The sequence below is a fragment of the Streptomyces sp. NPDC093510 genome, assembly GCF_040683555.1.
GTDB lineage: Bacteria > Actinomycetota > Actinomycetes > Streptomycetales > Streptomycetaceae > Streptomyces.
Genome location: NZ_JBFBEE010000014.1, coordinates 18,415 through 31,559 on the forward strand (window position 1 = coordinate 18,415; position 13,145 = coordinate 31,559).

At 71.5% G+C, this 13,145-nt stretch carries 9 protein-coding genes; 2 read left to right on the plus strand and 7 right to left on the minus strand.

The features are described 5' to 3' along the window. Positions 1-166: 166 nt before the first annotated feature. The gene (locus AB0N81_RS22900; RefSeq protein WP_365361590.1) at positions 167-1,426 is read right to left on the minus strand and encodes an alpha-L-fucosidase; all 1,260 of its coding nucleotides are present in this window, start codon (positions 1,424-1,426) and stop codon (positions 167-169) included. Positions 1,427-1,708: 282 nt separating this feature from the next. Here AB0N81_RS22900 and AB0N81_RS22905 point away from each other — a divergent pair, with 282 nt between their 5' ends. Continuing rightward, positions 1,709-3,607, plus strand: coding sequence for an NAD-binding protein (locus AB0N81_RS22905; protein ID WP_365361592.1), 1,899 nt, complete (start codon positions 1,709-1,711; stop codon positions 3,605-3,607). Positions 3,608-3,625: 18 nt separating this feature from the next. On the opposite strand, the gene AB0N81_RS22910 is transcribed toward AB0N81_RS22905, so the two are convergent. From AB0N81_RS22910 to AB0N81_RS22925, 4 genes are all read right to left on the minus strand, one after another. Continuing rightward, positions 3,626-4,480, minus strand: coding sequence for a metallophosphoesterase (locus AB0N81_RS22910; protein WP_365361141.1), 855 nt, complete (start codon positions 4,478-4,480; stop codon positions 3,626-3,628). 55 nt (positions 4,481-4,535) lie between these two features. Continuing rightward, the gene (locus AB0N81_RS22915) at positions 4,536-6,182 is read right to left on the minus strand and encodes a cytochrome bc complex cytochrome b subunit (protein ID WP_365361143.1); all 1,647 of its coding nucleotides are present in this window, start codon (positions 6,180-6,182) and stop codon (positions 4,536-4,538) included. Between the two features lie 71 nt (positions 6,183-6,253). Continuing rightward, positions 6,254-8,158 carry a GAF domain-containing protein gene (locus AB0N81_RS22920; protein ID WP_365361145.1) on the minus strand — a complete coding sequence of 635 codons (1,905 nt, stop codon included), beginning with the start codon at positions 8,156-8,158 and terminating at the stop codon, positions 6,254-6,256. Between the two features lie 121 nt (positions 8,159-8,279). After that, on the minus strand, positions 8,280-9,674 hold the full coding sequence (locus AB0N81_RS22925) for an MFS transporter (RefSeq protein WP_365361147.1): 1,395 nt from the start codon (positions 9,672-9,674) through the stop codon (positions 8,280-8,282). A 231-nt stretch (positions 9,675-9,905) separates the two neighbouring features. Between AB0N81_RS22925 and AB0N81_RS22930 the strand changes: the two genes are divergently transcribed. Beyond that, the gene (locus tag AB0N81_RS22930; RefSeq protein WP_365361149.1) at positions 9,906-11,522 is read left to right on the plus strand and encodes a GMC oxidoreductase; all 1,617 of its coding nucleotides are present in this window, start codon (positions 9,906-9,908) and stop codon (positions 11,520-11,522) included. A gap of 19 nt (positions 11,523-11,541) precedes the next feature. Here the strand turns inward: AB0N81_RS22930 and AB0N81_RS22935 are convergent, their stop codons facing one another. Both AB0N81_RS22935 and AB0N81_RS22940 read right to left on the minus strand, forming a co-directional pair. Further along, a complete protein-coding gene (locus tag AB0N81_RS22935) occupies positions 11,542-12,021 on the minus strand; it encodes a carboxymuconolactone decarboxylase family protein (RefSeq protein WP_365361594.1) in 480 nt (159 codons plus the stop codon). A 17-nt stretch (positions 12,022-12,038) separates the two neighbouring features. After that, positions 12,039-13,115, minus strand: coding sequence for a dihydrodipicolinate reductase (locus AB0N81_RS22940; protein WP_365361151.1), 1,077 nt, complete (start codon positions 13,113-13,115; stop codon positions 12,039-12,041). Between the last annotated feature and the right edge of the window lie 30 nt (positions 13,116-13,145).

A 13,145-nucleotide genomic window follows, 5' to 3' on the forward strand; every position in this document is an offset into this window, starting at 1 on the left:
ACTGACGGATCAGTTAGAGGTGTCGTGCCGCTTCCGCAAGGAGATCTCCGCGCCGGCCACGGACGTACGCGGGCCGGGGAGACGACGGGGAGGCGTCCGGGTGCGTGGCGGGCGGGGCTCGCGGTGGCGGCGGGGGCGAGGGCGGTGAGGGGTCGGGTGGCCGGGTTCAGTCGCGGGTGTGTTGCCGGTACAGGTCGAGTTCGCCGTCGAGCTCCAGGGCCAGCACGGTGCAGAGCGGGTCGAGGTGCTCGTCGGTGAGGTGGACGTACTCCCAGCCGGGTACGTCGCCGAGGCCGCCGACCCGTTCGCGGCGCACCTCGGTGCCCTTGCCGAGCACGCGGGCCGAGCGCACCGCGTTGCGGACGCCGCGCAGGACCACGTACTCGTTGGGCCGGTCGAAGAGGAAGAGGTAGAGGGTGCGGCGGTCGGCGGAGAGCGTGGAGGGGCCGTAGAAATGGCCGTGGGGCAGGCCGCGACCCGTCCCGTACACGGCGTCGGCGTGACGGGCGGTCCACTCCCCCAGCGCCTCCAGCCGCTCGGTCTGCTCGGGCAGCAGCGTGCCGTCGCCCTTCGGGCCGACGCCGAGCAGCAGATTGCCGCCGCCCCCGACGGTCTCGGCGAAGACGCGGATCAGTTGGCGCGGGGACTTGTGGCGGGTGTCCTGCGGCTGGTGGCCCCACGAGTCGTTGACGGTGAGGCACAACTCCCACAGCTGATCCGGCGGTTCGACGGGCACGCCCTGCTCCGGGGTGGCGTAGTCGCCGTGTCCCGTGAGGCGGCCGTTGACGACGGTGTGCGGGCTGAGCTCCGCGATCTCCTCGGCGAGCTCCGCCATCCGCCACTGCTCGGGGCTGCGCTCCCATTCGCCGTCGAACCACAGCAGGTCGGGCTCGAACCGTTCGAGCAGTTCCCTGACCTGTACGCGGTGGAAGGCGAGGAAGTCCGCCCAGCGTTCCGGTGATTCGTCGCCCGCGGGCGGCATGGAGTACGGGTTGCCGCGCTCGGCGGGGTCCTGTCCCACGGGGCGGACGGTGGCGTAGTCCGGGTGCGACCAGTCCAGGTGCGAGTAGTAGAGGCCGACCTTGAGCCCGCGGGCGCGCAGGGCGGCGACATAGGGGGCGATGAGGTCACGTCCCGCAGGCGTGCGCTTGACGACCGACAGGTCGTTGGCGGCGGTGTCCCACAGGGCGACACCGTCGTGGTGTTTGGCGGTGAGGACGGCGTAGCGGGCACCGGCCCGCACGAACAGGTCGGCCCACTCCTCGGGGTCGTACCGCGCCGCGGTGAATCCTTCGAGCTGCGCCATGTAGCGGTCGTAGGGCACCCGTCCGTCGAAGAAGGACCAGGACTCGGCCACTCCGTCCACGCTGTAGATGCCCCAGTGCAGGAAGATGCCGAGCTTGGCCTCGCCGAACCAGGGCTGGATCACGGGCGGTTCTCCCTCGGTGGTGGTCCCGGGCACGGGGCAGGAGCGCGAGCAGGCTAAATCGCCCGAGGTTCCTGGGACAAGAGGGCGGAGCGCAAGAGATCGGAGGTCTCCTCGGGAGTGGGCGGCACGGAACCGCGAATACGCCGCTTCCGGCCGTGTCCCGCCGCGCCCGAGCGGCGGGACACGGGGAACCGGGCCGGGGCTTGCGGCAGTCTTCTCCCTGTGTCGCACGCATCTTCGCTTCCTCCACAGCGCCCACCGCTGCCCGCCCCCGGCCACATGGTCGTGTGCGGCGGCGACAACGTCCTGGCCCACCGGCTCGCGTCCGAACTGCGCGGCGTCTACGGCGAACAGGTCGTCCTCGTCCTGCCGCCCGGGAGCGGCGAGCCGAGCCGGCTGACGGGGCGCGCCCGGACGACCGCACTGATCGGACGTATCACCGCGGCGGTCTCACGCACCACCGGCAACGGCAACGGGTCCGCGCAGGGGAACGGAAACGGCCACGGGAGCGGTGACGGCGGAGGCGCGGCCGACCTGCCGCGCACGCTGGAGGCCCCGGAGCTCACCGACGACGTCCTCGTCGACGCGGGCATCCCGCAGGCCGCCGCGCTCGCGCTCATGCATGACGACGACGAGACCAACATCCGCACGGCGCTGGCGGCGCGCAGGCTCAACCCCCGCCTGCGCCTGGTCATCCGGCTGTACAACCGCAAGCTCGGGCAGCACGTGGAGGAGCTCCTCGACCAGGCGGCCGCCGTGGCGGGCCTCGCGACCACCGACGCCAGCGTCACCGTCCTGTCCGACGCGGACACCGCCGCCCCGGCTCTCGCGGCCACCGCCGTCGCCGGGACCAGCAAGGTCGTGCACGCCGACGGGCTGCTGCTGCGCGCCGTGGAGCGTACGCCTCCCGCGCCGGGCGAGGTGGCGCCGCGCGGACTCGCCACCCTCGCGCTGCTCTCGGCCACCGCCAACGACCCTGCGGGCGCGGAGGGTTCGGACGACGCGGACGTCGGCGCGGGGCCCCGGCTGCTGCCGGACGACGCCGCCGTCGCCGCCGCTCCCGGGCGGGGCGCGCTGGTCCTGGAGACGGTCTCGTACTCGGGGTCCACGCCGCCGCCCGGATTCCTCGCGGGGCGCGGCGTGCCGCTGCGTGAGCTGTTCTCGCGGCGGCTGCGCTGGTCGGTGGCCGGATTCGCGGCGGCCGTCGTCGGCATGGCCATCGCGTCGATCGTCACCACCGAGAACACCACCCCGCTGCACGCCACGTATCTGACGCTCCTCGACCTGTTCTCGATCAACGACCCGGCGACGGACGGGCCGATGAGCCGCCAGATCCTCCAGCTCCTCGCCGGTCTGGTCGGGCTGCTGCTCCTGCCGATCCTGTTCGCCGCCGTCCTGGAGGCCCTCGGCACCTTCCGCACCGCGTCCTCGCTGCGCCGCCCGCCGCGCGGCCTCTCGGGCCACGTCGTCCTGCTCGGCCTCGGCAAGATCGGCACCCGGGTCCTCGCCCGGCTGCGCGAGCTGGACATCCCGGTGGTGTGCGTGGAGGCCGACCCGGAGGCGCGCGGCATCTCCCTGGCGCGGCGCCTGCGCGTGCCGACCGTGATCGGCGACGTGACGGAGGAGGGGGTCCTGGAGGCGGCCAAGGTGCACCGCGCGCACGCCCTGCTCGCGCTGACCAGCGCGGACACCATAAACCTCGAAGCGGCCCTGTACGCACGGTCGGTGAAGCCCGACCTGCGGGTGGCACTGCGGCTCTACGACGACGAGTTCGCGACCGCCGTCTACCGCACCCTGCGCGCCGCGCACCCCGGCGCCCTCACCCGCAGCCGCAGCGTGTCCGCGCTGGCCGCGCCCGCCTTCGCAGGGGCGATGATGGGCCGGCAGATCCTGGGCGCGCTGCCCGTCGAGCGCTCGGTCCTGCTCTTCGCGGCGCTCGACGTCTCGCTCCAGCCGCAGCTGACGGGCCGCAGGATCGCCGAGGTGTTCCGCCCGGGGGCGTGGCGCGTCGTCGCACTCGACCGCGCGTCGGGCGAGGAGCCGGGGCTCTCCTCGGGCCTGGAGTGGGAGCTCGACCCGGAGTACGAGCTGCGGCCCGAGGACCGCGTCGTCCTCGCCGCGACCCGCCAGGGCCTGGCCGAACTCCTCGCCCGCAGACCGCTGCCCGCACAGCCCTGACGGGGCCGGGCCAGGCTCTCAGCCCTCGGCGGGCACCACCGGCAGGATCTGCCGCAGGTGCGGGTCGGGGTGGAAGTCCCTGCGCCACTCGCGCGGGTAGCCGACGGACGCCTCGATGTGCGGTACCCCGTCGTGCACGGTGGTGCGCGGGATGTGCAGGTGGCCGTAGACGACGGCCGCCGCTTCGTACTTCACGTGCCAGTCGGCGGTGCGCTCGGTGCCGCACCACAAGGCGAACTCCGGATAGCGCAGGATTCGCAGCGGCTCGCGCAGCAGCGGCCAGTGGTTGATCAAGATGGTGGGCATGCCTTCGGGCCGCTCGGCGAGCCGCTCCTCGGTGTGCTTGACCCGGGCGCGGGACCAGTCGTCGCGCGTCGCGTACGGGTCGGGGTGCAGGAAGTACTCGTCGGTGCAGACGACGCCCGCCTCGTGGGCGACCGCCAGCGCCTCTTCCTTCGTGTGCGTGCCCTCGGGGCGGAAGGTGTAGTCGTAGAGCAGGAAGAGCGGGGCGACCACGACCGGGCCGCCCGCGCCGCGCCACACGGGGTAGGGGTCCTCGGGCGTCGCGATGCCCAACTCCCGGCAGAAGGCGACGATGTGCTGGTACCGCTCTTCGCCGCGCAGCTGGACCGGGTCGTCCTTCGGGGTCCACAGTTCATGGTTGCCCGGCGACCACACCACCTTGGCGAAACGGCCGGCGAGCGTGCGCAGCGCCCACTCGATGTCGGCCATGCGTTCGGCGACGTCACCGGCGACGATCAGCCAGTCCTCGTCGGCGTGGGGCCGGATGGTGTCGACGTACTTCCTGTTCTCGTCGTACGCCACGTGCAGGTCGCTGATCGCGAGCAGCTTCGGAGTCTTCTCGGATGCCATCACTGTGCGAGGCTAACCGAGCCGGCGAGGCTCCTCGCCGGCCCCCACCGCTCCTTCAGTGGTGATCGCCCTCACCCCGCCGGATCGCGAGGTACTCCTCCGGTGTCGCCTTGGGGATCTGTGCCTTGGGGCCGTACATGGCGCGGCCCAGGCGGGCGCGGAGGCGTTGGGAAGCGCGGACCTTGCGGGGGACTCCGTTGGCGTCGACCAGCGGGCCTATCTCGTAGGGCTGTGGCTGTTCGTGGGCGGTCAGACGGAACAGTTCGGCCTGGCTGAGCGGCTCGTGGATCTCGACGTACTCGCCGTGCGGGAGACGTTTGATGGTGCCGGTCTCCCGGCCGTGCAGCACCTTCTCCTGGTCCCTGCGCTGAAGCCCCAGACAGATGCGGTGCGTGACGACGAAGGCGAGGACGGGCACGACGAAGGAGCCGATCCGCACGAACCAGGTGAGCGCGTTGATGGAGAGGTGGAAGTGGGTGGCCCACAGGTCGTTGCCGCCACCGACCATCAGCACGCCGAACAGCGCGAGCCAGGCGACGCCGAGGCCGGTGCGCACGGGCGCGTTGCGCGGCCGGTCCGCGATGTGGTGCTCCCTCTTGTCGCCCTTGATCCACGACTCGATGAACGGATAGGCGCCGATCGCCATGAGGATGAGCGGGAAGAGCGAGAACGGGATGAAGACGCCCAGGTTGAGCGTGTGCCCCCAGGCGTTGATCTCCCAGGCGGGCATCACCCGGATCAGCCCCTCGGAGAAGCCCAGGTACCAGTCGGGTTGAGCGCCCGTGGAGACCATGTCCGGCCGATAGGGGCCGATCGCGAAGACCGGGTTGATGGAGGCGACCGCGCCCATGATCGACAGGACACCGAAGACGAGGAAGAAGAAGCCGCCCGCCTTGGCGATGTACACGGGCAGGAGCGGGGCGCCGACGACGTTCTTCTCGGTCCTGCCGGGCCCGGCGAACTGGGTGTGCTTGTGGTAGAAGACCAGGATCAGGTGGGCGACGACGAGCCCCAGCATGATGCCCGGGAGCAGCAGCACGTGGATGGGGTAGAACCGCGGGATGATGTCCTCCCCCGGGAACTCCCCGCCGAACAGGAAGAAGGAGAGGTACGTCCCCACGAGGGGGACGGAGAGGATCGCGCCCTGCGCGAAGCGGACGCCGGTGCCGGACAGCATGTCGTCGGGCAGGGAGTAGCCGGTCAGGCCGGTGAGGATGCCGAGGAACAACAGGGTCCAGCCGAACACCCAGTTGAGCTCGCGCGGCTTGCGGAACGCGCCGGTGAAGAACACCCGCATCATGTGCACGAGCATCCCGGCGACGAAGACGAGCGCGGCCCAGTGGTGGATCTGCCGGATGAGCAGGCCGCCGCGCACCTCCATGCTGATGTCCACCGTGGACTCGTATGCCCGGGAGACCATGATCCCCTTGAGCGGCACGTACGGCCCGTCGTAGGCGACCTCGGACATGCTCGGGTCGAAGAAGAGGGTCAGAAAGGTCCCGGTGAGGATCAGGACGATGAAGCTGTAGAGGCATATCTCCCCGAACATGAACGACCAGTGGTCGGGGAAGATCTTGCGCATCTGGGTTCTGGCCAGGGTGTTGATGCCCAGACGGCCGTCCGCCCAGTCGGCGACCCGTTCCCCTTTGCCGAGCTGTACGGGTTGGGCGTTCGGCCCGGTGCGCTCGATGCGTCCGCTCATGCGACTCCCTCTCAGGCGGTTCCAGGGTAGGTCGCATGAGTGTCAGAGCCAACAGTCGCGTTCGTGCCATCTCACCCCGTTGGTGTCAACCGGTGCAGTCTCAGCGCGAGTTGGATCTCCAGGGTGCGGGCCGGGGTGTTCCAGTCGTCGCCGAGGAGCCGCGCCACGCGTTCCAGGCGCTGCACGACGGTGTTCACGTGGACGTGGAGGGCCGTCTTGGCCCTGGTGAGGCTGCGGTCCTTGCCGAAGTACGCCTCCAGGGTGCGCACCAGCTCCGTGCCGCGTTCGGCGTCGTAGTCCAGGAGGGGGCCGAGTGTGGCCCGCACATAGCCGCCCAGGTCGGCCTGTTCGCCGATGAGCAGCCCGACGAAGCCGAGGTCCGCGAGGGCCGCGCCGTGCCCGGTGTGGCCGAGGGCCCGCAGCGCGGAGAGGCAGCGCAGGGCCTCGGCGTGCGCGGCGGGCAGTCCCGCGGGGCCGACGGCCGGGCCCGCGGCGCCCACGGTGACCGGGGCGCCCACGGCCTGGCCGAGGGTGACGGCGAGTGCGGCGGCGTCCGTGCCGGGGGCCGCGGCGGGCGTCACGATGACCACGTTGTCGTGGTGGAGTCCGGCCAGGCCGCTGTGGGTGCGGGCGGCGCGGTGCGCGGCGGCGAGCAGCCGCGTCCGGGGAGCGCTCTCGCCGTGGGCGACGAAGACCGCGTGCGGCCGGTCGAGCCGGACTCCGAGGCGGCGGGCGCGGCTCGCCAAGCCGACCGGGTCGCCGGAGGTGGCGAGCAGGTCGCCGAGGAGTTCGCCGCGCACCCGGTCCTCGGTCTCGGCGACGGACCTGCGCAGCAGCAGGAGCAGTGCGGTGACGACGCCCGCCCGCTCGAACAACCGCCGGTCGGTGTCGGCGAGTTCGGCGCGGCCGGTGAGGGCGATGCTGCCGAGGAGTTCGGGTCCTGCGAGGACCGCGCACACCCAGGTGCCGTCCTGGGGGACGGCGCGGCCGCTGGCGCGCGAGGCGGCGACGGCGGGGGCGGGCGGCGGCAGGGGTCCGGTGTCGGTGCGGGCGAGTTCGACGCCGTCCGCGTCGTGGATGAGGACGCCGCCGTCGAGGAGGGCGGCGATGCCGTCGGCCACGTCGCCGGCGCCGCCGCCGCGCAGCACGAGGTCGGTGAGCTGGTCGTGGGCCTGCTCGGCGCGGCGCATGGCCCTGCTGTGCGCGCGGATGGTCTCGGTGGCGGCGTTGAGGTCGACGAGCGCGGCCCGGGTCTCCTCCAGGAGGCGTGCGCCGTCGATGGCGATGGCGGCGTGGTCGGCGAGGGAGGAGAGCAGCACGATCTCCTCCGTCGCGAACTCGCGGGCCGCGCGGTCGGCGGCGTACAGCACGCCGATGACGCGCGCGCCGAGGCGCAGCGGCACACCGAGGATCGCCCTGAGCCCCTCCTGGAGGACGGCGCTGTCGATGGCGTCGGTGTGGTGGAAGCGGGGGTCCTGCTGGTAGTCGCCGGTGACGTAGGGGCGGGCGGTCTGCGCGACGAGGCCGCCGAGCCCCTCGCCCATGCCGAGCCGCAGCTGCTGGAAGGCGGCGGCGACGCTGCCGTCGGTCACCCGCATGTAGGTGTCGCCCGCCGCTTCGTCGTTGAGCGAGAGGTACGTGACGTCCGTGCCGAGGAGCAGTTTGGCGCGGCGCACAATGGCGCGCAGCACGGCGTCCGGGTCGCGCAGCGCGGCCAGGTCGCTCGCGGTGTCGAAGAGCGCGGTGAGTTCGGCCTCGCGGCGGCGGTGCGCGCCCAGGGTGCGGTGAATGCGGAGCGCGACGTCGGTGGCCTCGTCGAGTGCGGCGAGGCGGCCGGGGGCGGCGCCGGCCTCGCGGGCCCGGGCGGCGGGCCGCGCGAACTCCTCGGCGGGCGCGCCCCGGTCGAGCAGGTCGAGCAGGGCGCGCAGGCCCGCCTGGGGTTCGGCGTGGTCCGCGCCCTCGGTGGTGGGGAGCATGGGGCGATGGTCTCCCGGCGGGGTGGTTGCGGTCGATGGCCTGCTCCGGATCGGCGGCCCGCACGGACTCGGCCGAGGGCGGCCGGGTGGAGCGGGGCGGGGCCGCCCGGAGTGGAGTGGGTCAGGTGCTGAGTGGTACGGGGCCCTCGTGCTCGGGTGTCGGGCGCGGCGTGGGCCCCTCCGTCTCGTCCGCGGCCAGGTCCCGTCCCCTCGTCTCCCTGGCGAAGTGCACGGTCACGGCGGTGACGAGGGCGGCGGCGGACGTGTAGAGGGCGATGGGCAGCGCCGAGTCGTAGTCCTTGAGCAGTTCCACGGCGATGATCGGGGCGAGCGCCCCGCCGATGATGGAGGCGAGCTGGGAGCCCATCGAGGCGCCCGAGTAGCGGACCTTGGTGTCGAACATCTCCGAGATGAACGCGGCCTGCGGCCCGTACATCGCGCCGTGGAAGAGCAGCCCGACGGTGACGGCGAGCGCGATGACCGGGAAGGAACGGGAGTCGACGAGCGCGAAGAAGGCGAAGGCCCAGCCGGCCATGCCGAGCGCGCCGATGAGGGTGACCGGGCGGCGCCCGACGCGGTCGGAGAGCGCGCCCCACAGCGGGATGGTGACGAAGTGGAACGCGGACCCGATGAGCACCGCGTTGAGCGCGTCGCTCTTGGGCAGGTCGAGGTGGACGGTGACGTAGACGAGGACGAAGGCCGTGAGGATGTAGTACGAGACGTTCTCGCCGAAGCGGGTGCCGATCGCGGTGAGCACTTCGCGCCGGCTCTTGCGGAACACCTCGACCACGGGCGGCTTCTCCTCGGCCCCCTCGGCGGCGGCCGCTTCCGCCTTCTTGCGCGCCTCCAGGAAGACCGGCGACTCGGTGACGGAGATGCGGATCCACAGGCCGATCATGACGAGCACCCCGGAGAGCAGGAACGGCACCCGCCAGCCCCAGGCGAGGAAGGTCTCTTCGGACTGGACGGCGGCGAGCAGCGCGAGCACTCCGGTGGCCAGCAGGTTGCCGCCGGGCGCGCCGGCCTGCGGCCACGAGGCCCAGAAGCCGCGGTTCTTGTCCCCGCCGTGCTCGGAGACGAGGAGGACGGCGCCGCCCCACTCGCCGCCGAGGGCGAAGCCCTGGACGAGGCGCAACACGGTGAGCAGGACGGGCGCGCCGACGCCGATGGTCGCGTGGGTGGGGAGTAGGCCCATCGCGAAGGTGGCGCCGCCCATCATCAGCAGGCTGATGACGAGCAGTTTCTTGCGGCCCATCCGGTCGCCGTAGTGCCCGAAGACGACGCCGCCGATGGGGCGTGCCGCGAAGCCCACCGCGTAGGTGAGGAAGGAGAGCAGCGTGCCGACGAGTGGGTCGCTCGACGGGAAGAAGAGGCTGTTGAAGACCAGCGCGGCCGCCGAGCCGTAGAGGAAGAAGTCGTACCACTCGATGGTGGTGCCGACGAGGCTCGCCGCCACGATCCGGACAATGCCGGTGCGGTCGGGAGAGGCGGGCGGGGCGGTTCCTTGCGAGGCCATGTGCACCACTTCCAGTCATTCCGCGGGGACGCTTCCGTACCGGCACAAGGTAGGAAACCGCAGATCAGTGGCGTATATGGCGGAGCACCATGGTTGTGCGGCCGGTGGTGTGACCGGCCACCACGAGGGGGGCAAGAAGATCGGACAGAAGTTACTTTTTGGTATGGCGTGACTTCCCGCGCGGCCAGCAGTAGAACTCGTTTCGATTCAGCCATGAGTGAGGAAGGTCACATGAGCCCTACACCCAAGCACAGACCAGCAACTGACGGTGTGTCACGACGAAGATTCCTCGCAGGAACAAGTTCTATTCTTGGAGCCACCGCGCTCGCGGGGTACGACACACCGGCCCGTGCGCTCGATGCCGACCGCGTCCCCGCCCTGGTGATCGGCTCCGGGTACGGCGGCTCCGTGGCCGCCCTGCGGCTCGCCGAGGCCGGCGTCGACGTGCACGTGGTCGAGATGGGCATGGCCTGGGACACCCCGGGCTCCGACGGCAAGATATTCGCCAACACCACGAGCCCCGACATCCGTTCCTTCTGGCTGCGCACCAGGACCAAGCAGCCCCTCAGCAACTTCCTCGGCTTCCCGCTCGACAAGAACGTCCCGCGCCACACCGGCATCCTGGACGCCGAGGAGTTCGGCGGCATCATCGTCTACCAGGGCCGCGGTGTCGGCGGCGGCTCGCTGGTCAACGGCGGCATGGCGGTGACGCCGCGGCGCGAGAACTTCGCCGCCGTCCTGCCCACGGTCGACGCGGGCGAGATGTACGGCACGTACTACCCGCGCGCCAACGCCGCCCTCGGTGTGAACACCATCGACCCCGCCTGGTTCGAGACGGCCGAGTGCTACCAGTACGCCCGGGTCGGCCGCAAGCACGCGCAGCGCTCCGGCTTCGGGTTCGTCTTCGTGCCCGACGTATACGACTGGGAGTACATGAAGAAGGAGGCCGCGGGCACCGTCCCCAAGTCCGCGCTCGCGGGCGAGATCCTCTACGGCAACAACCACGGCAAGAAGTCCCTGCAACAGACCTACCTCGCCCGCGCCAGGGCGACCGGACGGGTCACCGTCTCCCCCCTGCACAAGGTCACCTCGGTCACCCCGACGGCCGGCGGCGGCTACACGGTCACCATCGACCAGATCAACACCAGCGGTGACACCACCGCCACCAAGTCCGTCACCGCCGACCGCGTCTTCTTCGCCGCCGGCAGTGTCGGCACCAGCAAGCTCCTGGTCAAGCTGAGGGCCACCGGCGCGCTGCCCCGCCTCAACGGCGAGATCGGCAAGGGCTGGGGCGACAACGGCAACGTCATGTGCGGCCGCGCCAACCACATGTGGGACGCGACCGGCAAGCTCCAGTCGTCCATCCCCACGGCCGGCATCGACAACTGGGCCGCGGGCGGCGCCTTCGCCGAGGTCGCGCCACTGCCCACCGGGATAGAGACCTACGCCTCTTTCTACCTGTCCATCACCAAGAACCCGCACCGCGCCGAGTTCACCTGGAACGCCGCCGCGAACCGGGCCGAACTGAACTGGCAGACCGCCTGGAAGCAGCCGTCGATCGACGCCGCCAAGACCATCTTCGACAAGATCAACGCCAAGGAGGGGACGATCTACCGCACCGACCTCTTCGGCACGTACAAGATCTGGGGCGACCACCTCACGTACCATCCGCTCGGCGGCGCGGTGCTCGGCAGAGCCACCGACAACTACGGGCGCCTGCACGGGCATCCGGGGCTCTACGTCATCGACGGCGCCCTGATCCCCGGCAACACCAGCGTCAACCCGTTCGTCACCATCACAGCGCTCGCCGAGCGGAACATCGAGAAGATCATCGGGACCGACCTGTGAGCGGACTCCCCTCGCGGCGTCAGGGTTTGGGCAGCACGCACACCGTGTCGAGGCCGAGCACGTGATTGAGCCGGCCGAAGGCGAGCCACGACCCGATGCTCATGCTCAGCTCCACGATCTCGGCCTGGCTGTAGTGCGCGGTCATCCGCGTCCAGAACGCGTCGTCGAGGTTGTGGTGGTCCAGGGCGTACCGTTCGGCGTACTCCGCGGCCAGCCTCGTGCGGTCGTCGAAGGCGTCGGTGGTGCGCCACTGGGTCACCGCGTCGGCGAAGCCGTCCTCGACCTTCTCCCCCTCGCGTTCGGTCCGCCAGTCCAGGCAGAACACGCAGCCGTTGATCTGGGCGACGCGCAGGCGCGCGGCCTCGAACTCCCGTAGACCCAGGGTGGTGTGGGCGTACACGGCGAGCGAGAAGTTCGACGCGGCCGTCCCGATCCCGGGCACCATGTCGCCCCACACGTAGGGGATCGCGTCCTGGCCCTCGGGGATGTCGATGCGCAGGGGTCCACTCACGGGGATCACTTCCTTCCCAGTCGGCCGGCTGCCGGGCGCAGCGGGACGTCGAGCGCGTCGTAGAGGCCCGGTTCGGCGGTCACGAGCCAGTCCACGGCGTTCACCAGACGGCCCACCGCCGTGGCGTTGCCGCCCGCCGAGCGGTTCTCGTCCTCGTCGGTGGCCTCGACCGTGACCTCGATGCGCGGACGGCCCTCGACGATCACCCGGTGGGCGCCGTCGCCCCCGCCGGGCGGGCTCGGCCAGTCGGGGGCGCAGGACGGGTGGATGCGGGTGATGTGCTCGACGACGATGCGGGGTTCGCCGCCGATGATGCCCTGCACCTCGAAGCGCACGGCTCCCTGGGTGCCCGCCGCGAACTCCCCCATCGTCCGCGTGCGCACCGCCTCGTCGAGCGCGCGGCGCTCCAACGCCTCACGTATCTCGTCGAGTTGTACGTCGAGTGCCCTGGCCATCAGCCGGAGCTGGCCGCCCCACACCATGGTCGGGACCGAGGGCGCCAGCATCGGCGGCTCGTACTCCATCGGATGTCCCATGCCGATCAGATGGCGGACCGAGTCCTCCTGGTCGTACGTCGAATAGTCGAAGATCTCCTGGCAGCGGATCGCGTCGACAGTGGAGCCGAGCCCGCTGACCAGCAGCGGCAGGACGTCGTTGGCCCAGCCGGGGTCGACGCCGGAGACGAACAGCGAGCCGCCGCCCTCCGCGACGGCGGCCAGCACCGGGTCCCTGAACTCCGGTGGCGCGCCCAGCTGGTCGTAGAGCGCGTACAGCGCGGGCGTGACGACCACGGCGCCGGCCCGCACCGCCCTGACGACGTCGGCGAGCGCCTCGTCGGGGCGCAGGTCGCCGGAGGCCGCGTACACCACGGCACGCGGCCGGGCGGCGAGGACCGCGTCGACGTCGTCGGTCGCGGCCACGCCCAACTGCTGCCCGAGACCGGCCAGTTCGCCCGCGTCGCGGCCGACCTTGGCGGGGTCGTGCACGAGGACGGCCGCGAGTGTCAGTTCAGGATGGGCGTCGACGGCGCGGACGGCCGCACGGCCGACGTTGCCGGTGCCCCAGACCACCGTGGGAATCATGCGCGGAGGGTAGCGAGGGGCGTCGACGGT

Coding starts and splice junctions, on each gene's coding strand:
- AB0N81_RS22905 (WP_365361592.1), top strand. CDS start 1,709: ATGGTCGTGTGCGGCGGCGACAACGTCCTGGCCCACCGGCTCGCGTCC.
- AB0N81_RS22910 (WP_365361141.1), bottom strand. CDS start 4,480: ATGGCATCCGAGAAGACTCCGAAGCTGCTCGCGATCAGCGACCTGCAC.
- AB0N81_RS22915 (WP_365361143.1), bottom strand. CDS start 6,182: ATGAGCGGACGCATCGAGCGCACCGGGCCGAACGCCCAACCCGTACAG.
- AB0N81_RS22920 (WP_365361145.1), bottom strand. CDS start 8,158: ATGCTCCCCACCACCGAGGGCGCGGACCACGCCGAACCCCAGGCGGGC.
- AB0N81_RS22925 (WP_365361147.1), bottom strand. CDS start 9,674: ATGGCCTCGCAAGGAACCGCCCCGCCCGCCTCTCCCGACCGCACCGGC.
- AB0N81_RS22930 (WP_365361149.1), top strand. CDS start 9,906: ATGAGCCCTACACCCAAGCACAGACCAGCAACTGACGGTGTGTCACGA.
- AB0N81_RS22940 (WP_365361151.1), bottom strand. CDS start 13,115: ATGATTCCCACGGTGGTCTGGGGCACCGGCAACGTCGGCCGTGCGGCC.